This is a genomic window from Pseudochrobactrum saccharolyticum (assembly GCF_008801715.1).
GTDB classification, from domain to species: Bacteria; Pseudomonadota; Alphaproteobacteria; order Rhizobiales; family Rhizobiaceae; genus Pseudochrobactrum; species Pseudochrobactrum saccharolyticum.
This window is the reverse complement of sequence record NZ_VZPG01000001.1, coordinates 1-17,055: the sequence shown is the minus strand read 5'-3', so window position 1 is coordinate 17,055 and position 17,055 is coordinate 1. Positions and strand designations below refer to the sequence as shown.

31 protein-coding genes are annotated in these 17,055 nt (G+C 47.7%); 14 read left to right on the top strand and 17 right to left on the bottom strand.

The window, feature by feature from the left end; all coding sequences use genetic code 11:
• Window positions 1–13: 13 nt before the first annotated feature.
• Window positions 14–547, top strand: coding sequence for a GNAT family N-acetyltransferase (locus F7P81_RS00160; protein ID WP_151157933.1), 534 nt, complete (start codon window positions 14–16; stop codon window positions 545–547).
• 16 nt (window positions 548–563) lie between these two features.
• Here F7P81_RS00160 and F7P81_RS00155 read toward each other — a convergent pair whose 3' ends face one another.
• A complete protein-coding gene (locus F7P81_RS00155) occupies window positions 564–875 on the bottom strand; it encodes a hypothetical protein (protein WP_246176002.1) in 312 nt (103 codons plus the stop codon).
• Window positions 876–958: 83 nt separating this feature from the next.
• Window positions 959–1,210, bottom strand: a complete 252-nt coding sequence (locus tag F7P81_RS00150; RefSeq protein WP_151157931.1) for a hypothetical protein — start codon at window positions 1,208–1,210, stop codon at window positions 959–961.
• A gap of 172 nt (window positions 1,211–1,382) precedes the next feature.
• On the opposite strand from F7P81_RS00150, the gene F7P81_RS00145 reads away from it, so the two are divergent.
• Entirely contained in the window at window positions 1,383–2,168 is a 786-nt protein-coding gene (locus F7P81_RS00145; protein WP_151157929.1) for a glycosyltransferase family 25 protein, read from the top strand.
• 2 nt (window positions 2,169–2,170) lie between these two features.
• Here F7P81_RS00145 and F7P81_RS00140 read toward each other — a convergent pair whose 3' ends face one another.
• Window positions 2,171–3,241 carry a glycosyltransferase family 8 protein gene (locus F7P81_RS00140; protein WP_151157927.1) on the bottom strand — a complete coding sequence of 357 codons (1,071 nt, stop codon included), beginning with the start codon at window positions 3,239–3,241 and terminating at the stop codon, window positions 2,171–2,173.
• A gap of 627 nt (window positions 3,242–3,868) precedes the next feature.
• Between F7P81_RS00140 and F7P81_RS00135 the strand changes: the two genes are divergently transcribed.
• Window positions 3,869–4,273: an ASCH domain-containing protein gene (locus tag F7P81_RS00135; protein WP_151157925.1), complete on the top strand. Its 405-nt coding sequence runs from the start codon at window positions 3,869–3,871 to the stop codon at window positions 4,271–4,273.
• 78 nt (window positions 4,274–4,351) lie between these two features.
• Here F7P81_RS00135 and F7P81_RS00130 read toward each other — a convergent pair whose 3' ends face one another.
• From F7P81_RS00130 to F7P81_RS00070, 12 genes are all read right to left on the bottom strand, one after another.
• Window positions 4,352–5,473 carry a tyrosine-type recombinase/integrase gene (locus tag F7P81_RS00130; RefSeq protein ID WP_151157923.1) on the bottom strand — a complete coding sequence of 374 codons (1,122 nt, stop codon included), beginning with the start codon at window positions 5,471–5,473 and terminating at the stop codon, window positions 4,352–4,354.
• Between the two features lie 159 nt (window positions 5,474–5,632).
• The gene (locus F7P81_RS00120; RefSeq protein ID WP_151157921.1) at window positions 5,633–5,827 is read right to left on the bottom strand and encodes a hypothetical protein; all 195 of its coding nucleotides are present in this window, start codon (window positions 5,825–5,827) and stop codon (window positions 5,633–5,635) included.
• Window positions 5,824–6,099, bottom strand: a complete 276-nt coding sequence (locus F7P81_RS16995) for a hypothetical protein (RefSeq protein WP_170265195.1) — start codon at window positions 6,097–6,099, stop codon at window positions 5,824–5,826. The genes F7P81_RS00120 and F7P81_RS16995 overlap by 4 nt, the downstream gene beginning before the upstream one ends.
• On the bottom strand, window positions 6,096–6,506 hold the full coding sequence (locus F7P81_RS00110; protein ID WP_151157917.1) for an HNH endonuclease: 411 nt from the start codon (window positions 6,504–6,506) through the stop codon (window positions 6,096–6,098). The genes F7P81_RS16995 and F7P81_RS00110 overlap by 4 nt, the downstream gene beginning before the upstream one ends.
• A complete protein-coding gene (locus tag F7P81_RS00105; protein WP_151157915.1) occupies window positions 6,506–6,739 on the bottom strand; it encodes a M3 family oligoendopeptidase in 234 nt (77 codons plus the stop codon). Before F7P81_RS00105 ends, F7P81_RS00110 begins: the two co-directional genes overlap by 1 nt.
• Window positions 6,736–7,161, bottom strand: a complete 426-nt coding sequence (locus F7P81_RS00100) for a recombination protein NinB (RefSeq protein ID WP_151157913.1) — start codon at window positions 7,159–7,161, stop codon at window positions 6,736–6,738. Before F7P81_RS00100 ends, F7P81_RS00105 begins: the two co-directional genes overlap by 4 nt.
• An 8-nt stretch (window positions 7,162–7,169) precedes the next feature.
• Window positions 7,170–7,634: a single-stranded DNA-binding protein gene (ssb, locus tag F7P81_RS00095; RefSeq protein WP_151157911.1), complete on the bottom strand. Its 465-nt coding sequence runs from the start codon at window positions 7,632–7,634 to the stop codon at window positions 7,170–7,172.
• Entirely contained in the window at window positions 7,634–8,257 is a 624-nt protein-coding gene (locus tag F7P81_RS00090) for a lambda exonuclease family protein (protein ID WP_151157910.1), read from the bottom strand. The genes ssb and F7P81_RS00090 overlap by 1 nt, the downstream gene beginning before the upstream one ends.
• Window positions 8,254–9,030: an ERF family protein gene (locus F7P81_RS00085; RefSeq protein WP_151157908.1), complete on the bottom strand. Its 777-nt coding sequence runs from the start codon at window positions 9,028–9,030 to the stop codon at window positions 8,254–8,256. Before F7P81_RS00085 ends, F7P81_RS00090 begins: the two co-directional genes overlap by 4 nt.
• A gap of 20 nt (window positions 9,031–9,050) precedes the next feature.
• Window positions 9,051–10,133, bottom strand: coding sequence for a hypothetical protein (locus tag F7P81_RS00080; protein ID WP_151157906.1), 1,083 nt, complete (start codon window positions 10,131–10,133; stop codon window positions 9,051–9,053).
• Window positions 10,134–10,215: 82 nt separating this feature from the next.
• A complete protein-coding gene (locus F7P81_RS00075; RefSeq protein WP_151157904.1) occupies window positions 10,216–10,422 on the bottom strand; it encodes a hypothetical protein in 207 nt (68 codons plus the stop codon).
• The gene (locus tag F7P81_RS00070) at window positions 10,419–10,694 is read right to left on the bottom strand and encodes a hypothetical protein (protein ID WP_151157902.1); all 276 of its coding nucleotides are present in this window, start codon (window positions 10,692–10,694) and stop codon (window positions 10,419–10,421) included. The genes F7P81_RS00075 and F7P81_RS00070 overlap by 4 nt, the downstream gene beginning before the upstream one ends.
• A gap of 286 nt (window positions 10,695–10,980) precedes the next feature.
• On the opposite strand from F7P81_RS00070, the gene F7P81_RS00065 reads away from it, so the two are divergent.
• The 3 genes from F7P81_RS00065 to F7P81_RS00055 all read left to right on the top strand — a co-directional run bounded on the left by F7P81_RS00065 (window position 10,981) and on the right by F7P81_RS00055 (window position 12,331).
• The gene (locus F7P81_RS00065; protein ID WP_151157900.1) at window positions 10,981–11,220 is read left to right on the top strand and encodes a hypothetical protein; all 240 of its coding nucleotides are present in this window, start codon (window positions 10,981–10,983) and stop codon (window positions 11,218–11,220) included.
• A 106-nt stretch (window positions 11,221–11,326) separates the two neighbouring features.
• A complete protein-coding gene (locus F7P81_RS00060; RefSeq protein ID WP_170265194.1) occupies window positions 11,327–11,773 on the top strand; it encodes a pyridoxamine 5'-phosphate oxidase family protein in 447 nt (148 codons plus the stop codon).
• 264 nt (window positions 11,774–12,037) lie between these two features.
• Window positions 12,038–12,331 (top strand): hypothetical protein, encoded by a 294-nt coding sequence (locus F7P81_RS00055; protein WP_151157896.1) that lies wholly within the window; start codon window positions 12,038–12,040, stop codon window positions 12,329–12,331.
• 273 nt (window positions 12,332–12,604) lie between these two features.
• Here the strand turns inward: F7P81_RS00055 and F7P81_RS00050 are convergent, their stop codons facing one another.
• Both F7P81_RS00050 and F7P81_RS00045 read right to left on the bottom strand, forming a co-directional pair.
• Window positions 12,605–12,853 (bottom strand): hypothetical protein, encoded by a 249-nt coding sequence (locus F7P81_RS00050; RefSeq protein ID WP_151157894.1) that lies wholly within the window; start codon window positions 12,851–12,853, stop codon window positions 12,605–12,607.
• Between the two features lie 373 nt (window positions 12,854–13,226).
• A complete protein-coding gene (locus tag F7P81_RS00045) occupies window positions 13,227–13,619 on the bottom strand; it encodes a helix-turn-helix domain-containing protein (protein ID WP_246176001.1) in 393 nt (130 codons plus the stop codon).
• On the opposite strand from F7P81_RS00045, the gene F7P81_RS00040 reads away from it, so the two are divergent.
• The 8 genes from F7P81_RS00040 (at window position 13,618) to F7P81_RS00005 (ending at window position 16,919) form a co-directional block, all read left to right on the top strand.
• Window positions 13,618–13,824, top strand: a complete 207-nt coding sequence (locus tag F7P81_RS00040; RefSeq protein ID WP_122011540.1) for a helix-turn-helix domain-containing protein — start codon at window positions 13,618–13,620, stop codon at window positions 13,822–13,824. The two genes, F7P81_RS00045 and F7P81_RS00040, sit on opposite strands and share 2 nt — an antisense overlap.
• Window positions 13,821–14,102 (top strand): hypothetical protein, encoded by a 282-nt coding sequence (locus F7P81_RS00035; protein WP_151157892.1) that lies wholly within the window; start codon window positions 13,821–13,823, stop codon window positions 14,100–14,102. The genes F7P81_RS00040 and F7P81_RS00035 overlap by 4 nt, the downstream gene beginning before the upstream one ends.
• The gene (locus tag F7P81_RS00030; protein WP_151157890.1) at window positions 14,066–14,485 is read left to right on the top strand and encodes a hypothetical protein; all 420 of its coding nucleotides are present in this window, start codon (window positions 14,066–14,068) and stop codon (window positions 14,483–14,485) included. The genes F7P81_RS00035 and F7P81_RS00030 overlap by 37 nt, the downstream gene beginning before the upstream one ends.
• 33 nt (window positions 14,486–14,518) lie before the next feature.
• On the top strand, window positions 14,519–14,776 hold the full coding sequence (locus F7P81_RS00025) for a hypothetical protein (RefSeq protein ID WP_151157888.1): 258 nt from the start codon (window positions 14,519–14,521) through the stop codon (window positions 14,774–14,776).
• Between the two features lie 195 nt (window positions 14,777–14,971).
• The gene (locus F7P81_RS00020; RefSeq protein ID WP_151157886.1) at window positions 14,972–15,784 is read left to right on the top strand and encodes a helix-turn-helix domain-containing protein; all 813 of its coding nucleotides are present in this window, start codon (window positions 14,972–14,974) and stop codon (window positions 15,782–15,784) included.
• Window positions 15,744–16,193: a hypothetical protein gene (locus F7P81_RS00015; RefSeq protein ID WP_170265191.1), complete on the top strand. Its 450-nt coding sequence runs from the start codon at window positions 15,744–15,746 to the stop codon at window positions 16,191–16,193. Before F7P81_RS00020 ends, F7P81_RS00015 begins: the two co-directional genes overlap by 41 nt.
• Window positions 16,193–16,645 (top strand): helix-turn-helix domain-containing protein, encoded by a 453-nt coding sequence (locus F7P81_RS00010; RefSeq protein WP_151157882.1) that lies wholly within the window; start codon window positions 16,193–16,195, stop codon window positions 16,643–16,645. Before F7P81_RS00015 ends, F7P81_RS00010 begins: the two co-directional genes overlap by 1 nt.
• A 10-nt stretch (window positions 16,646–16,655) precedes the next feature.
• On the top strand, window positions 16,656–16,919 hold the full coding sequence (locus F7P81_RS00005; protein WP_151157879.1) for a DUF2312 domain-containing protein: 264 nt from the start codon (window positions 16,656–16,658) through the stop codon (window positions 16,917–16,919).
• Window positions 16,920–17,055 lie beyond the last annotated feature (136 nt).

The following is a 17,055-nucleotide window of genomic DNA, read 5'->3' as shown; positions in this document are numbered from 1 at the left end:
GAGCGAGGTCTGAATGCAAACTATAGAGATACGTCCGCTTACACGCGACGAGGTGGTATCAGTCTGGCAGATTGAGCGGCGCGAGATTGTTCAGGAAGTCTACCGTTTCACTGACGGCCGCTTGCAGTTACATTCAGAGTTTTATGATACACGCGACTGGCCGGAAGGAGAGCCTGAGCTCTACACGCCGATCTTGCTGGAATGTTACGATCATGGCGGCACATTTACCGGTGCTTTTGCGGGAGGAAAACTGGTTGCGGTGGCTGTTGTTGATGCGCGGCCGGTTACGGATTATCCGCAATATCGGCAGTTGTCATTTTTGCATGTCAGTCATGATTGGCGCGGGCGCGGATTAGCCTCGCGCCTCTACCGGAAATCTATGCAAATTGTCAAAGAGCAGGGTGCGGAAGGGTTCTATATTTCTTCAACCTCAACGCGGCATACGGTCGAGTTTTATCTGCATCAGGGCGGCCATCCGATAGAACAGCCGGATCAGAAACTATATGCTCTGGAGCCGGATGATATTCATCTGATCCATCAGTTCTGATCTTCGATGCACGGCTTTATTTTTTGCAGCGTTGTTTTCCAAGCTGAACTTTAAATTGTCTTGGCCCTACCAGTCCGGCCTTTGCCGGAAGCGTGATAAGAGTTGCTTTGATTGAGCAATTGCCTGCGACCACCAAATACTGGTCTTCACTCTGATAAACGACTTTGGTGACAGCTTGTTGCGGAGACAGCGTTTCAGTAACCGCAGAGATGACAGCATTCATTTCATTTGCGCGCTGATACTGCGGTGCAAGAGCAGCCAATGATGCTGAATTCAGCCCCATCATCAAAAGTGCGGTTGTAATCATTTTGAGAAATAGAATGCGCATACTGAATCCTTTGCCGGTTATATTACTGAAAGAGCTTGCATAGAGTGCGAATGTCCGGTGGGTAATAAACAGGAAATCAGACTTTAATCATCACTGAAATCAGGCACTTCGCCAAAGCTTGCTAACAGGCGCGGCGCGTTTATATCGCCGCTTTCTTCATCAACCATCACAGCATAGGCCGCAACACCAATAAACCGGCCGGACATAGATGTGGCAATCTTAATGGCACCTGCCTCACTGGAAGCAGGGCGCATTTCCGCCGCAACAAGTTTCTGATTATTCTTACGAAACGGTATAATGATATATTTTTCAGGGTTTTGTGCGGCGAGAGACATTATAGAATCCTCTATTTGTTCTTATAATGTTCTTATTTTTAGTTGCGGTCAAGCGCGATTATTGAGGTCTGAATTCAGGAAAGAGATGGCAGTTGAAAGCGGAATGCTTCATTGTCTTGCCCCCGCTGAGAATAAAATTTAGAAGGAGCAGAATTGTAACGTGAGCCATTCTATGAAAAATCTTGTTATAAATCTGGATAGATCTCCCGATAGGCTGAAACATTGTCATAAGCAATTTGGGCGCTTGAAACTTGATTTTGAACGTGTGGCTGCCGTTGATGCGCGTGGTTTGTCTCAGAGTGAACTCGACAATATTGTGTTGCATAAAGATTGGCCAAAGCCGACTAATTCCGAATTTGCATGCTTTATGAGCCATCGGAAATGCTGGGAAATTCTTGTTGCCAGTACGGATGAATATGCCGCAATTTTCGAGGACGATATTATCCTCAGTGATAGCGCAGCTGATTTTCTTGAGAGTTCTGACTGGGTGCCGGCTGATGTGAATATACTGCGTCTCGAAACCTTTAAAACGAAGGTCTATTTTAAACGATGGTGGAGACTTCAGATACGTGATCGACACTTGCTGAAAATGGTCGGTTTTCATGCAGGGGCGGGCGGCTATATTATATCCCGTCGTTTGGCTGTATCTCTGTTAAAAGAGACAGTTAATTATATGCCGGCACCTGTGGATCACTATTTATTTGACCCAGGGTGTGAGGTTTTTGCAAATAATATCATTTTTCAATTAGTACCGGCGGTATGCGCACAAGAACAAGTTTTATCCGCAGGAACCTTAACTTTGGGTGGCAATATTGAAGATCGTTCTGTTGTTAACTTGATTCAAAAAAAACGCGGCTCTCTTTCCGGAGGTCAGAAAATGCTGCGTGAGCTTAAACGAGGAGTGTATAAACTGAAACGCTTGGCTGTCGATAAAAGAATGATTGTTGATGTGCAGTAATTCTATTTGTGGCGAGAAATATCCTTGGGAAATGTGAATTTTGATCGGATATTTCTTCCGTCAAAATAGATTTCATCCAGTGTTTCAGTGAGTGAAATATCAAATCCGTTTGCTTTGATGTTTTTTATATAAACTCTTCGATCAGCTTCATTTTGTGAGAATGCATTTTTCTCTTTTTGGCTTCGCAATCCAAAAACAGACAGCGCTTTTCGAAGCCTTGTTTTGATCTTCTTGGCAAATTTGGTTGTGATTGCGCGCTCGTGTAAAGAAGGGTCAATGTTAATTTCTGTCAATAAGTCACGGTATATTTTGCCAAAATAGGGATCAAGATTTGTGCTCCCGCTTTCGATCCAGCCATACCATGGTTTCTCTGGTTGGCTGAAATGAACAAAGACAGGGGCAATAGCGTTCGATAGACCGGAGTTAAGCAATACGGCCTGATAGTTGAATATTGGACCGATGTCTGTCCAGTTTCCGTTTAAAAATGAGGCCAGAAAGTCCTGGTCAAAACAAACTGCATGAGGATATTTATCAAAATACATTTTGAGTTCGGCCGTAAAGTTAATTTGTACCCATTTGGAAACGTCAATTAAGAGTACGCCGGAATTTAGATAGCTGGAGGATGTTACACCTATATGTTGCAACCATTCCGAGCGTGAAAGCTTATCAAAAGGACTTGGCGGTACTTGAAGTGATCCGTAGTCAGTCACTGCACCAACACCGTAAGGAAGTGGTATTGTCCAGATATTTTGTGCTACGCGAATGCTCAGAATATCGGCATCCAAGTATAAAACCCGATTGTAACTTTTTAAAAATCTGGGCGCGAATAGCCTGAGATAAACAATAAGCGGCCATTTGCTACTATTGGGCAGATTCTGAGGTAGAAATTGCATTAGGAGATTGTAATGGTATTTAATTTTATTGTTGTAGTTGACTTCAATATTTGACGTATTTTTATTTTGTTTTTCAATAAAAATATGTACATCGCATGCCCAAGTTTTCGCAATGTGATATGCTTGTGCATTGACGACTTCTACTAAATTTTCATCAATAACGAAATAAAATGCATTCATAGTGCTATTCTCAAAATTGGGGGGCGTTGAGTGTAATATTAAACAAGATGATTGCTTATAAGGTATTTTTTGTAAAAATTCGCTGTAATAAGTTAATATTTGGGTTGATATTTTTCCCTTAAGAAACCCATCTGTGTGGGGGCAGCGTTTCCGGTGAAATATGTGTATAATTATCGTATATTTAAATCTGTGATGTTTGTCTTTCTACGGCTCATAATATTCAATGGTTGCAAAATGCTAAACATGCAAATGGGAGTATAAAATTTCAGCATATTCCTTTTAATGCTTTAAAAAATTAAATCATTTTGGGTAAGTTATATTGCGTTTTGGGGAAGGTGATATCTTTCCACGCTTTAATCCCTTGCCAAAAAAGCCTTTATATTCTAGGGCTTTTAGGTGTTCGGAGCGTAGCGCAGCCAGGTAGCGCACTTGACTGGGGGAAAGTGTTGTTTAGGTTTGAAACCCTAAGAAAAACAATCAGTTAATAATACTGGCCGAGCTTTCGTGGTAATTTTCGTGGCATTTTTTGTTGTTACTTCAACTCCCATCCTTTGTGCCAAATTTCAGTCCCCCTAAAAGACAATCCAGCTTTTTCACCATTAAAATGCCCGACAACTGGAGCACTCCGTGACCTCAATTCCTCCTGAATTCCAAGATGCCTTCACGTTTGCTTTCGGGGATAGCCCAGAACTGGCTGATGAGCTGCTAAACTTAGTGTTGGCTGGCAAGAAAACCGCGACCTGTGCCGCTTTGCGCGATTTCGGAGCGGACGGGGAGCCGATGCCACAAGTGGGGCGCCGTGATGTTGTGCTAGACGGTTCCGGTCGACCTGCATGCGTCATTGAGACAACAGATGTTACCATAAGCCGTTTTGATGAAGTTGATCATGATTTCGCGGAAGCGGAAGGAGAGGGCGACTTCACGGAGTGGGAAAAAGGGCACCAAGCTTACTTTGAGCGCAATGGTGGCTTCGAACCTGATATGGAAATTGTCTGTGAGCGCTTTAAATTAATCGCAGTTCTCGCCCGCTGATCGTAGCGTTGTCTAATCATATTTCCACCCACTTCTTTATCACGGCGATACTATTTGACTTGCTGGTGGGCAAAAATCTCACTCAGAAGCAGTCTTGATCTGATTGAGCGGTGCGGGGTCCCTCGCGGTGTTCATTGCGTCCATGGCATTGCGCACATCATCAACCAAAGCATGTGCATATTTCGTAGTGGTGGCGATATCTTCGTGACCAAGGAGCTTCTGTGCAACGCGCAGATTGCTTGCTCTTAAAATGCGAGTAGCGGCTGTGTGCCGTGTGTCATGAAATCTGAAGTTCTCAACACCTGCATCTGCAACAGCGCGGCGCATTGCCGTTTTTAAACCGGCCTCGGTGAGGGGATATCGTAAGCCACGGCACAAGCCGCGATTTTTCAAAGTGCGCTTGGCTTCATAGGTGAATACCTTTACCTCGTGGTGGCCTCGCTCTTGCCAGAGCAGATCAAATATCGCCTGTGACATTGGTATAATTCTGGTTTTCCCTCCTTTGCCTATCACGGAAAAGGCGCGTCCAAAGAAATCAACACGGCTCCATTCAAGACCGAGTATTTCCATGCGTCTGCAGCCGGAGAGAAAAGCAAACTGTACGGCCGTATCATAGCCGCGATCCAGTTGAGACATAATCTTTGCTTCTTCCATCCTTGAAGCTTCTCGGATGCGTTCACCGGATTCCCTCAGTAGGTGTGCAGACCAGATGACTTCACCTGTCCGGACTTTCCAGATTTTAGCGGCGCGAATAAGTATGGAGCGCAGCCGCTGTGTCATTGTGCGGTTTACGGTGGCCGGAGAGATTTTTTGTTCGGGCTTACGGTTAGGGATCAGATCGTTGCGGCGCTTCGCAACCAGACCAGCAACCAGATTATCATTGATCTTGCTTAGTCTAGTGCTTCTACCGATTGCTGTTTGTAGCCAATCCAGCGACCAAAGCAGGTTCTCGCGATCTTTTTGATGCTGGCCGATTTCATGCCAGTATTTCGATGCAGCAATCTCAAATGTCAGGTCATCCGCACCGAACTGCTTTTCTTCCTCGAGGAGCTTTTCAGCCTCTTTGCGTTTGGCGCGTTCTACTTGGCGCGCCTCTCGCTCCGACTTTTTGCCAGTGTTGCCTGAAAATCTACGACCTTGTAGCCGAAATTCGTAGGAGTAGGTGCCGTCTTTGTTATCCTTTCTGATGTAAACTGGCATTCTGTTATCTTCCTCTGGCTCTTGAAGGCTTCAATATCCGATGGCTCATAGCGGCGAACTTTACGCCCTCCGCGCCCGATATTAATAAACGGGATCTCGCCGTCATTCGTCAACCGAATTAGCTGCTTGCTCGAAACGGACAAAATCTTCGCAGTTTGCTCAACGGTTAATAGCTGGCTCAATCCCTTCTCCTTCCGGTGCAAGTTGTGAAACAGTAAAAACTTGGCTGCCTAATTCACGAATTAGGCGGATCAATCTGATAATATTTGTTTCGGCAGTTGAAATTTTGGTTTGCTCTTGTTTTTCTTCAGTCTTCAATAGCTCAATCTGAACAATCAGCTTATCCCTTGTCATTCTCCTGTCCTTCCCATAGCTGGAACTGATAATGAGTGCGCTGTAGGATTCTTATTTTTGAGGTGTATGCAGTGTCTGATCGCAGATATGACATGAGGCAGGATGTGAATGGCACGTGGGTGATTATCGATAGAGCCACTGGGTTCATAACCATGGTCGATGGCTCTTTGCAGATTGGCCTTGATAGGGACGCCGCCGACGATATGGTTGATTTGCTCAATAAGCTTGATCGGGAGCTGATGAGCAGCAGTAAACATTAAACTATCTGTCATTGCATGCGCACCTGTGGATGGATTGGCTCGTATAGTGAGCGACGCTTCTGAACGATTTTGGTGAGTGGCGGCTTTGGATGCTTCTTGCCGGAAAGCATTGATGACGGGCGCTTTGCGCCGATATGCTTCCCGCGAACGCTTGCAACTTTTGCTTTCTCTGCTACGTCCTGCCTTGTCTTTTTAATGTGGCAGTGAGAGTGGGCAGGGGCTAAGTTGCTTTCACGGTTTTCACCGCCGTTAATCAGTGCAATTCGGTGATCTGCATCCCATGTTTCAAAGGGGGCTTTGATCGGCAGCTTACAGCAGTGGCAGATACCAGCTGCACGATCAAAAACCCTCTGGCTCACGCGTGGCGGGATTTTCGTGTCGTCAGTCTTGCCGATCCATTCTTTGACTGTACGAGCCATCAGCGCCCCCAATCCAGAGAGCCATTGCGGTAAGGTATGCCACGTTCAATGGCGACGATTACAGCTGTGGTTCTGAGCAATTCACGCTCAAGATGGCTGTATCGCTTCTTGTCCTTCTTGGCTTTGGCGATAGTGGCCTTGAGAGTTTCAGCGGTGGCGCGAAGCTCTGGCAATGGATCATCCTGAAAACCGAGAAGCTTGCGCAGTTTTGAAATGAGGAACTGAATAATCATGCTGCCTCCATAAGGTAGCCTTGGCGTCGTGTGTCGGTGAGGGGGATATGATGATCGGCGCACCACGCCAGCGCGTATTCGAGCAAAGAGGCTGCGCGTTTAACTGACATGCGAGCGGTGCTTTCGCGGATGTTTACGAATTCACCTTCAAGCCCCGGCACAAATTCGACTTCGCCCTGCGTTGCTTTTGTGTGACCGGAAACGAGCAGAACTTTCCATTCTTCCGGTTTTCGCGGTTTGCCAGCCCATTCAAAACCAGACTTCGCAATGTCAGAACAAATTGAATGAAAGAAATCATTCTGCCCTCCGCTTCTGGTTGGTGGTGCAAATGTTGCTGTGTGGCCGTCAGGGAGAGCCATGAGTGCTCTGATCGCATTCTGGCGCACCTGCGGATTTACGATTGTGTAGCGCTGCTTTTCCATGAGGCACCTCAGAACGGAATGTCATCATCGAGATTGTCGTCAAAGCCACCACCAAATCCACCAGATTGCTGGCTGTAGGACTGTTCGGACTGGCGTGATTGGTTTTGCTGTTGGCCTTCGCCGCGACTCTCAAGCATCTTCAATTCGCCGCGGAACTTCTGAAGTACAATCTCGGTGGTGTATTTGTCGTTGCCCTGTTGATCAGTCCATTTGCGGGTTTGTAACTGGCCTTCAACGTAAACCTTCGCGCCTTTTTTCAGATATTGTTCCGCGACTTTGGCCAGATTTTCATTGAAGATTACGACGCTGTGCCATTCCGTCTTATCCTTGCGCTCGCCGCTCTGGCGGTCGCGCCAGCTTTCTGATGTTGCAATACGCAGGTTAGCAACCGGCTCACCGGATTGCAGGCGACGGATTTCAGGATCAGAACCAAGATTGCCGACCAGAATAACTTTATTGACTGAGCTGGCCATTATGCTGCTTCCTTTGTAGGTTCCTGTCCGTAAGCGCGAATACGCTCTACCAGTGCCGCTTTTTCATCGTTGAAGCGGTCAATCTCATCGGACATAGCTTTGATGTACGGCTCATCGCGGTAAACGCGTGTGACCAGCATTGGCAGACGAGGCCAGTAAGATACGAAATCCCACCATTCACGCTCTGAAATCCAGAGATTGCCCTGTACCTGTGCTTTATGCTCAGGCGGTAGACGATCACGCTCAAGCCGATCAATCTGGATGTGAGGAAGGGCGGTCTTAATTTCTAAACCGCCATCGGTTCCAATCAGACTATCAGGGCTTGCGCCTTTATCGCCGCTACGGATGAAGCCGACTTGATAAGGCTCAACACTGTTGATGAAGGCATAAGTCTCACGCGCTTCATCTTCCATCAGCTTGCCGCGCTCCATGTGCGGGGTTGTGAAGCCTTCTGCGAGTTCACCGGTGATAATCTCACCAGCAAGCTTGCGCATGTATTCCGCACGGGTTTTGCCTTCGCCTTTCGCCATGACAGTTGAGAAGCGCGATGCCGTGGGGATGCCAGCGCGAGCGGTAAACCATTCTGGTGAGCCTTGTTCGATATCCTTGAAAACCTGCATCATTGCGCCATCCTCTTCTTGCGTTCTTCAAGAAGGTTGACTGCTCTGTCGTAGTTTTCAGAAATCATTTCTGGCAGAGAGTTGATTTTGCCGAGGCGGCAAAACGCTTCAATGTCAGAGCCTGTTTCTTCGATGAGCTGCAGGAGGATTTTCACCTGATCTAGTGAGATAGTGCTGTATTGTTTGGCAGACTGGTTATTGCCGTCTGTGTCGTCACCAGTACTGATGTTGAACAGCATGCAAAGCAGGTACCGGCGACCATAGGTGGCTGTACTTCCGAAAGCCTGAGTGCCGGTTTTATTGACCTTGCCTTGTGCTCCTGCGCCATCAACAGGGATTTCCCCCACGCCATTGCGTGAGTGACCTTCTGCGTGGGAAATCTCCCAGACAATACGCAGTTCGCCTTTATTATTGTAACCGTCCGGCTGAAATGAAACGGCAAAACCATGCTTATGAATGGTTGGCATTGCCTGTTCTTCGATTGCCGCCAGATCAGCATAGCGCGACTTAGTATGGTCGTTGCCGCGGTTCTTGATCACGACCGGTAATTCGGACTGGCATTTTGACATAGCGGCAAAATATGCCTTCTTTGCCTGACGCTCTTCATCTTCACGGGCGCGGTCTTCCATGCGCTCCTTCATGTCGAGCATCTTCTCAAGGCGATCCAGCGGGATATTCGGATCCATTGCGATACGCTCAATCATGGAGATCATCGGCGCATCGGCGCGATAAGATTGAGTTTCTGTAGGCGTATGAATTTCAAGTGCGGCGCTCATGTGAGTTCCTTTCAATGAATTCAATATTTGAGGGTGACGTTAGGAACTAAACCGCTGACCATGTGGACAACGATCTTCTGAGCCTGTTCCGCAGATATGCCGGAGCACTCAATCAACTCAGCGACAATTGCGTTATTGATCGTCTTGCGGTGTTCTTTGTCGGCATAACGGCGGCGCTGTTCAGCTTCTTCCGCAGCCTTAGCGTCTGCTATGCGTTGACGTTCGGCAGCAGCTTCACGCTCTGCTTTTTCACGTTCTTGAATTACGGCCTGAGCAGCGCGTTCTTCGGCTTCTTTCGCGGCACGTTCTGCGGCTGCAATACGCTCCTGAGCGTCACGGTCGGCCTGTTCACGGGCTAATTCAGCCGCCTTAGCCAATTCCGCTTTGCGATTTTCTTCGGCAATACGGTCGCGCTCAATCTGCTCAGCCTTTTCACGTTCCGCAGCCTCAGCCGCCAGACGTTCAGCCTCGATGCGTTCACGTTCAACAGCCTCCGCTCTCAGGCGCTCTAACTCAACCGCATCTGTTTCTTGCTTCTCGGCTGTGGCCAGTAAGTTTTTGAGCGTTTCAATAGCGGAGTTGCGGGCGCTCGCTGCCTGATCAGCAAATTCTTGCCAGACTTCGGTACCGACTGGTGTTTTCTCAGCATCGTTCAGAAGTTCGCGCAGATCAGAAGATGAGCGTCCAAATCCAACCTTGCTCAAACCAGCAAGGGCTTCCAGACGCGCCTTATGGCCTTCAACCCGCTCAGTTTCCGCTGCTTCCCACTCAGTGAGAGGTTTGCGAACTTCATCGCGCAATGCATCGAGCTTGGTTTCGATGATATTACAGGCGGCGTTTACTTTTTTTGTCTGGTCGCGCCAGCCTTCGGTTAGTTTCTTGCCTTGGCCGATAAGAGCGGTCTTTGTCCGTGAAACCTTATAGGCGAGGGAAGCAATGGCATCGCGGCCAGTCTTGGTTTTCAGGTTCGGTTCGTGCTGATCAACCGCTTCTTTGACCTGTGAATACAGCTTTTCAAATTCTGCATCATCGGTGAACAGTTCCGCTGTCATAACAGCAGGCAGATTGATAATCAGGTCTGTTGATGTAGAGACCGCGCTCATGAAAATGCTCCGACATAAGTGAGTAAAACAGCCACAAATATTGACATTGAGGCGAGGGCGCAGAGGTCTTGGATAAAGCCGGTCATGCGACTGCTCTCAGGGCAGGCTCTGCAATTTTTTCAACGCGATAACCAAGCTCATGAGCGATGCGCACGAAGTCATCGACTGCGTTGTCACTGTAAACTTTTGCCATGGCCGTGTTGCTTGAGTGTTCATATGCGTGAGCCATAGCCGAGGCTTGAGCAACATTGGCGGCCAGTAGAGAGATACGGTAATAATTGACCATCACGCAGCCCTCCGCAGAGGCGTTTCGCTATCCTCAATAACGCGGGTCAGGAGTGCATCATTGCTTTCGGCTAGGCCTGCAAGCTTACTCGCAAGATTCATGGATACGCCTTCACCACGAGACAGGTTTGCACCGTCAACATAGACCGCGTTTACTTCAAGAACCGGCTCGCCGTTATCCCAGATCAGGGACACGTCGACTTCACATTCAAAATCCTGAAACAGTGTAATGCCGAGAGCTTTATCGCTCAGATCAGTGCAAAACGGGTATCGCATGTTTCTCTCCATCGTTTAGCGGATCGGCGGGTGCTTCTTCGCGCTGTTGATGGGAGTAAAATACCAACTTGGTATATTTAGTCAATACCGTTTTGGTATTTATTTTGGTATAAAATACCATGCGTATTTGCCCCCGCACCCCAGCCATGCTAGAATCAGGTCAGCAAAAAGCCCGCACGAGGCGTGCTAAGTTTAGTGTTAGGGCTAATGTCAATTTAGTGTTATTGTAACCTCCTGCCTTCAGATGGGCTTGCTCCGCAGTCTTTGAAGGCCGGAGGTAATTCTAATGATTGTCTATAAAAGAAATAATGATGCGTTGAAGCATGAGGCATCAACAGTAAGTAAAGTGCATTCACAGGTTTGCAAGGCAACCTTGACAGATGTGGATAGCATTGAAGCTCAAGAGTTGATGCAGTTCCTCAATGAGCAATATAAGAGAGGTATCACTGACCATAAGAGGTTATTGGACAGGAGCCTTACTCGCATGAATACTGATAGTAGCTATAAGATGAATTCTCAACGTTAAGTTCTTTAACTCTGGAATACATAATATTTTTGCATGGCACATTCTCCCCTTTGTAATCTCAGGGGAGGTGAGCCTCATCGAATGCACAATATCTATGGAGCTTAAAATGCATATCCAGGAGATGTCCCGTGGTGAAATTGCTTTGATGCTTGAAAGAGTGAGTATAGGCCATCTAGCTTGTTCAATTGAAAATATGCCGTACGTTGTTCCTGTTCGTTTCGTTTATCATGATGGCTACCTCTACTCGTTATCCTCTGCTGGTAAAAAATTGGAAATGATGAGTATTAATCGGAATGTCTGCATTAATTTTTTAGAAACTAATAGTCGAGTTGACTGGCGTAGTTTGGTAGTAACAGGAATTTTTGAAGAACTTCCTCAATCATTCGATGAAAATAGTTCGATGAAGCTTGCCCATAGGCTATTATCCAAGATTCCAGAGTGGTGGGAGCCTGCCTATACTCGTACAGAACTACGAGGTAAGGAAAGGTCGCTTATACCTGTTTATTTCAGAGTTTCAATTCTTGAGACTACTGGGCATCATACGCTGGATTAAGGTCTGGACACCAATTGACTGTTTTTATCGGTATAACTGCCTCGCATTCTCTCGATGATTTTTAGATGCCGCACAGTCTTTTGCTCTCTGATATCGATTCAAATCAGCCTCACGTCCTTTCGGTTCATAAATAACTCCAGCATTCGTCCTTTATGGACGCAAACTGAGGTGGAGGGCGAGCGCTCATATATATGCGCCTGCGCCTTGAAAAATGGGTTCTTTTCTATAATTCGTTAGAAAATCCTAATGAAATAGGAGGGGAATATGCCAGCCGCAGTTAATAAGAACGGCTTGGTCAAGAAAGACATGGATATAATTAGTATTGCGTCTTCACATGTTTGTTCAATGACTTACATCAAGCAGGATAGCAAAAAAGGTCAATCCCTTCAGAGGGAGGCCCTCCAACAGTATCTGGCAGGGCACAATTCTCAGAAGGATCTGATCGATACGCTGTTTATGTGCGTGCTCAAAGAGCAGTTACATGCTTTGAAAGTGGCAAAGCGTAATCGTAAAACCCATATCTTGTCACGTTTTGGAAAAAGAAAAACGCCGGAGTAACCAGCATGCACCACAACTCATTGTTGTATTGCAATATACTCCTTGGCTGAATACTAGGTGTTGACGCCCCGCAGAGTTATTTACGAAAAAGCTATACGTTGCAATAATCGCCGCCGTCATAGCGCTGATCGGTATTTGAATCGCTGTATTTGGTTGTCGGCGGTTTAATTCGCATAGGTATCTGGTGTAGAAGATTACTATTATTAATTGCATGGCGCTATTTATGCGCCTCAAACCCCTCCTCCTACATTTAGCAGGCTACGAAGTGCACGCTTAGTTCTCATTCTCCGGCACGTTTAATTGAGTTCTCAGCATCCCGATTGCCATGTCTGATGCTCGTTTAAAATCTAGCTGAGGGCTCTGGTCTATTTCAAGCAGTGTTAGTGCTTCTGTGTAAATCTCGGTGATTTCGTTATCGGAAAATATGCCTTTGCGCCGCAAGGCAGATACTAAGGCGCTTATTAAAGCACCGGAAACAAGTTGACTGGCGGTTACCCCGTCCATGCGTAGGTCTGGCTGCATAATTATCTACTCCTTAAAATATTCTCCACAGACATCATACGCTTAATTGTGGGCGTAGATAGTGGGTTGCACCACATATAGTGTATCCTTAACCATCCGTTAAAAACCTGTTCGCTTGCGCCAATTCGTTCTTGATGTGTTCTAATTTTCTGGAATGATAGAGGTTTGTGGGAACGGAGATTCTGATGCTTTCACAGTGTAGCGTACCTGATGGAATTGCAGCAAACCCAACAGATGCCGATGTGCAGATTGCTCAACGGCAAATTCAATCGGTCGAAGATCAAGCGGCATCACTAGCACGGGCAATGCAGAAAATGCACGGCGGCGATTGGCGATATTTTATAGACCCTATAGCGAAGAATGTATTTGTAACTCAATTTTCGCCAGCTGGCGTTGTGAGAAAACGGAGATAGGATAGTGCCTGCGCTTTCTGCTGCTCATTGAGGCGAGATACGATTGCCATAATGTCAGAGTCCAGATCGTCACCCTTTGGAAACAACAGAGCTTCCGCTGTTGTATTTAAATGCGGGGCAAGGCGCTCAGCCCATTGCTTGGTCAGCGTTCTATCGCCATCTTCTAGCCGCTTTATCTGCGGTTGTGAAGTTCCAGCAAGGGCGCCTAACTCTTTTTGAGTAAGGCCTATTTTTTCGCGCAAGCGCTTCAATTGTGACATGCGGACATTGTACGGGAAATACAAACGGTCATCAAAAACCATATTGGTATTTTTCCCTTGATTATAGATACCAATTTGGTATTCTGCCTTCATGTTGAAGCTCAAACAGTATCTTGAAAAACATAAGATCACCCATGCCGCCTTTGCCGAAAAGGTAGGCGTCTCACAGGCGACTGTTAATCGTTATGTGAGCGGTGACCGCTCCCCGTCAAAAAGAACAATCCTTAGGATTAAGGAAGCAACAAAAGGCTTCGTAAAAGAGCGGGATTGGTTCGTTCAAATGGATCGCGCAGCATGAGCCGCGCGACCCAATTCATCAGTTTCATATCACCGGTTATTCCTCCCGCCGGTGAGGCCGAGGCGGTTTCTTGCCCCCGCTTGATCGTCTCGGCCATCAATTCCCGTCCTTTGGCGGTGTATCTGCGCATGTCTGTTTTTGTTCAGTATGCGCAGCGCAATCTTTCCCACTGGCTCCATGCACTGGTTGCTCCTGTTTCGTTTGTCCCTCGCAAGGTCAAACGTAACGGAGAGGCTTTGCAATGTCTGACAAAGGTTTTGAAAGATCTGACAAAATGAGTGTCGATTACATCAGAAACGCCAGAGGAATGTCTGAGTTCATACTCAGCCGGTCTTATCGCGGCCCCGGCGATACTGTTGAGGCGGCAATGCATCGTGCAGAGCGTAGTTTTGGCGCTCCTGCAACTTGGATGCACCGGCTGAGATATCGAAACATCAAGGATATGCCTGTGTCTGCGTATGGAGCGATCCTGCGCGCCTACACGCTCGCAAAAGAAACATCACAAAAAGCATACGAGGCCGAGAGGGAACAAGCACATGCCCGTAATTCGAAACTTATTGGGCTGGCTGATCTTGCGGTCGGGGCGGATGGCCAAAGAGCTGAAACAACGGTTCCTCCGCTTCTGGTCACGCATGATGAAGCGACGACGACCCCAGAATAACCGGCAAGTTGAAATCAATAAGAGGCGGCAGGAATGAGACAGGAACTGAAAATCCCACATTACGCAAAACCAGTTCTTTCCCGCCTTCGTCAGGGCGGGGCTCTTGTCCGGCAGTCCTCAACATCAGAGGAAGCTACTGCAAAAGGCAATGGGTATATTTATTTCACACACCCAGACGGCAAGACCGTCGGGGCAGCATCTGCATTGTGGCTTATCGCAAATGAAATAGTTCAGCCTGCGGGTGATGATCTATTCGGCGGTTCGCAAACGTATCGGGTGGCGCATGTCTAATCGTTTGAGCCACCAAGACATGGTCTTTGCTATGCAGAAGATGCTGTACAGCAAGGAGCTATGGATTAAGACGCATGGAGCAGGCAAAGCTCCGCGTCCTTCACATGAAGTCGAGGAGCAGCGCAGCCTTTGTGATGCTCTTCGGCAAGCTGTGTCCGATTACTCTGTTGCAGCTTCCAGAGACAGGAGCGTGGCATGAGTTTTCAGGCAATGGCATGGGCTGTCCAGCAAGATTTACCAATGCGTGAAAAGATGGTTCTCGTGATGCTCGCCAATTATGCAAGCAACGAGCGTGGTGATTGCTACCCATCTATCAATGCTCTTTCCAAGGATTGCGGAGCAGGGAAGGACACGATTATTCGGGCGATTAAGACGCTCGAAGAGGGTGGATATTTGACCATCAACCGTCGGCAGCAAGAGGGTGTAAACCTCCCTAATACCTATACTCTCAATATGCAGGGGGTAGTAGCTAATAGCGACTACGGTAGTCGCTCACAGCAGGGAGGGGTAGTAGCTGAAAGCGACACTAACCTATTATTAGAACCTATTACTTCTTCACTACGTTCAGAAGTTAAGGCGCGAGCGCCTGAAAAAGCATCTGCTCAAAGCGAATTGATGAAGGTCTTAGATCAGGATCACGCAAAGGCTGTTATCGATCACCGCAAGGCGCTCAAAAAGCCGCTCACTCCGCACGCCGCCAAACTTTTGGCATCTCAATTTTCCAAATGCCCAGACCCGAACGCTGCAGCTGATGCGATGATTGAGAACTGCTGGCAGGGCTTTAAGCCTGAGTGGCTGATTAATCGTCAGCAAGCGCAGCGCCGCGATAATCCGGCCAGCCGCAAATTAACCCACACCGATATCTGGGCTGATGCCCTGCGCGAAGAAGGGATTCTCCCGAATGAACCAGATAGCCACGGCACAGACTTACTCGATGCAGGTTACGGAAACCGACATCAAGAAAGCAATGTACATCCTCTCCGTATTGCCAGCGCAGGGCGCTACTGATCCGAACCTGACCCGTGGTGTTTATCTTAAGGCGCTGGAGGGTGTGACCCGTCACAGTCTGGAAGTTGCGACTGACAACATCATCAAAGGCCACTCCAATCTCGAGCATGGTTTCATGCCGTCACCACCAGAGCTTCGCCGCGAGTGCGAACGAGTGATGAAGCCCATCAATGACAGTGCGCGATATGTGCGTGAAGTCGATCAGGCAAGGGTTGAGGCCAAAGGCCGTAAGCACAGTAGTCCCGTCGATGCGACCAAGAACCGAGACATTCTGGCGGTGAATATTGATCACGGCACATGGACAACCACTGGCAAGCGGACATTCCCAGATGGTTCACTTTGGGAAGCTAAGACAGGCACGGTTTATGGACCGGTCAACCATGCATTCAAACAGGCAGGAGCCGCATAATGAAAACAGAAGTGGACTTTGGATGCCGTGGTTCCAGTGTTGAAGACGTGAGTATCTATCGCGGGATGAATCCTAAATTTGTTCAGCGGGTATGGAAAAAGCGTCGATCTAAACAGCGTGAACATAAAACGCAGACGCATAACAGCACCATCCCTGACGTTTTAATATCAGCTGCGTTGCTTGTTTCCATGCAGTTCGAGACATTTGAGGAATTGCGGATGATGGCCGCTGATCTGTTCAATGTCCCAAAGGAAACTTTGGATGAGAAAAACAGAACTGTTCGTGTTGTTCGAGCTAAACATGCTGCCATTTGCGCAGCAAAGCTCCATTGGCCAGACATTTCGCTATCTGCCCTTGGGCGAGAGTTTTTCGTGGATCACACAAGTGCGCTCCACGCGCTGCGGAAATACGGAATTTATACCAGCCAATCACAAACGAAATCAGCAGCATAAGGATTAAGCCATGAGTGACGATATTACCGGTGATAGCGCCCAGACAATTGCAGTCGGCCAGCTTCGTGCCTTCATCGAGCGCATTGAACGCCTTGAAGAAGAAAAGAGCACGATCAGTGAGGACATCAAGGAAGTGTTCGCGGAGCTGAAAGGCTCAGGCTTTGACACCAAGGCTGTTCGCGCAATCATCCGGGCTCGTAAGAAAGAAGCGCATGAGCGTCAGGAAGAAGAAGCGATGATCCAGCTTTATATGGACGCGTTGGGAATGGCATAAGGAAACAGAATGGCGGCACCATCTAAAGAACAGCGCAAAGCAATCTCACGTGGCGAGGTGGGAACCCTCAAGTCCGATATTCGGGTGCATCGTGTTCCGAACCCGTTTTATTCACCGGATCATTCAGGTGAGAGCT

Coding starts and splice junctions, on each gene's coding strand:
- F7P81_RS00010 (WP_151157882.1), top strand. CDS start 16,193: ATGAAAACAGAAGTGGACTTTGGATGCCGTGGTTCCAGTGTTGAAGAC.
- F7P81_RS00080 (WP_151157906.1), bottom strand. CDS start 10,133: ATGAGCGCGGTCTCTACATCAACAGACCTGATTATCAATCTGCCTGCT.
- F7P81_RS00155 (WP_246176002.1), bottom strand. CDS start 875: ATGCGCATTCTATTTCTCAAAATGATTACAACCGCACTTTTGATGATG.
- F7P81_RS00020 (WP_151157886.1), top strand. CDS start 14,972: ATGAGTTTTCAGGCAATGGCATGGGCTGTCCAGCAAGATTTACCAATG.
- F7P81_RS00090 (WP_151157910.1), bottom strand. CDS start 8,257: ATGATGCAGGTTTTCAAGGATATCGAACAAGGCTCACCAGAATGGTTT.
- F7P81_RS00015 (WP_170265191.1), top strand. CDS start 15,744: ATGTACATCCTCTCCGTATTGCCAGCGCAGGGCGCTACTGATCCGAAC.
- F7P81_RS00040 (WP_122011540.1), top strand. CDS start 13,618: ATGTTGAAGCTCAAACAGTATCTTGAAAAACATAAGATCACCCATGCC.
- F7P81_RS00120 (WP_151157921.1), bottom strand. CDS start 5,827: ATGACAAGGGATAAGCTGATTGTTCAGATTGAGCTATTGAAGACTGAA.
- F7P81_RS00145 (WP_151157929.1), top strand. CDS start 1,383: ATGAAAAATCTTGTTATAAATCTGGATAGATCTCCCGATAGGCTGAAA.
- F7P81_RS00100 (WP_151157913.1), bottom strand. CDS start 7,161: ATGGAAAAGCAGCGCTACACAATCGTAAATCCGCAGGTGCGCCAGAAT.
- F7P81_RS00045 (WP_246176001.1), bottom strand. CDS start 13,619: ATGAAGGCAGAATACCAAATTGGTATCTATAATCAAGGGAAAAATACC.
- F7P81_RS00030 (WP_151157890.1), top strand. CDS start 14,066: ATGTCTGACAAAGGTTTTGAAAGATCTGACAAAATGAGTGTCGATTAC.
- F7P81_RS00110 (WP_151157917.1), bottom strand. CDS start 6,506: ATGGCTCGTACAGTCAAAGAATGGATCGGCAAGACTGACGACACGAAA.
- F7P81_RS00050 (WP_151157894.1), bottom strand. CDS start 12,853: ATGCAGCCAGACCTACGCATGGACGGGGTAACCGCCAGTCAACTTGTT.
- F7P81_RS00140 (WP_151157927.1), bottom strand. CDS start 3,241: ATGAATGCATTTTATTTCGTTATTGATGAAAATTTAGTAGAAGTCGTC.
- F7P81_RS00130 (WP_151157923.1), bottom strand. CDS start 5,473: ATGCCAGTTTACATCAGAAAGGATAACAAAGACGGCACCTACTCCTAC.
- F7P81_RS00055 (WP_151157896.1), top strand. CDS start 12,038: ATGCCAGCCGCAGTTAATAAGAACGGCTTGGTCAAGAAAGACATGGAT.
- F7P81_RS00105 (WP_151157915.1), bottom strand. CDS start 6,739: ATGATTATTCAGTTCCTCATTTCAAAACTGCGCAAGCTTCTCGGTTTT.
- F7P81_RS00060 (WP_170265194.1), top strand. CDS start 11,327: ATGCATATCCAGGAGATGTCCCGTGGTGAAATTGCTTTGATGCTTGAA.
- F7P81_RS00005 (WP_151157879.1), top strand. CDS start 16,656: ATGAGTGACGATATTACCGGTGATAGCGCCCAGACAATTGCAGTCGGC.
- F7P81_RS00025 (WP_151157888.1), top strand. CDS start 14,519: ATGAGACAGGAACTGAAAATCCCACATTACGCAAAACCAGTTCTTTCC.
- F7P81_RS00070 (WP_151157902.1), bottom strand. CDS start 10,694: ATGCGATACCCGTTTTGCACTGATCTGAGCGATAAAGCTCTCGGCATT.
- F7P81_RS00150 (WP_151157931.1), bottom strand. CDS start 1,210: ATGTCTCTCGCCGCACAAAACCCTGAAAAATATATCATTATACCGTTT.
- F7P81_RS00085 (WP_151157908.1), bottom strand. CDS start 9,030: ATGAGCGCCGCACTTGAAATTCATACGCCTACAGAAACTCAATCTTAT.
- F7P81_RS16995 (WP_170265195.1), bottom strand. CDS start 6,099: ATGACAGATAGTTTAATGTTTACTGCTGCTCATCAGCTCCCGATCAAG.
- F7P81_RS00160 (WP_151157933.1), top strand. CDS start 14: ATGCAAACTATAGAGATACGTCCGCTTACACGCGACGAGGTGGTATCA.
- ssb (WP_151157911.1), bottom strand. CDS start 7,634: ATGGCCAGCTCAGTCAATAAAGTTATTCTGGTCGGCAATCTTGGTTCT.
- F7P81_RS00035 (WP_151157892.1), top strand. CDS start 13,821: ATGAGCCGCGCGACCCAATTCATCAGTTTCATATCACCGGTTATTCCT.
- F7P81_RS00065 (WP_151157900.1), top strand. CDS start 10,981: ATGATTGTCTATAAAAGAAATAATGATGCGTTGAAGCATGAGGCATCA.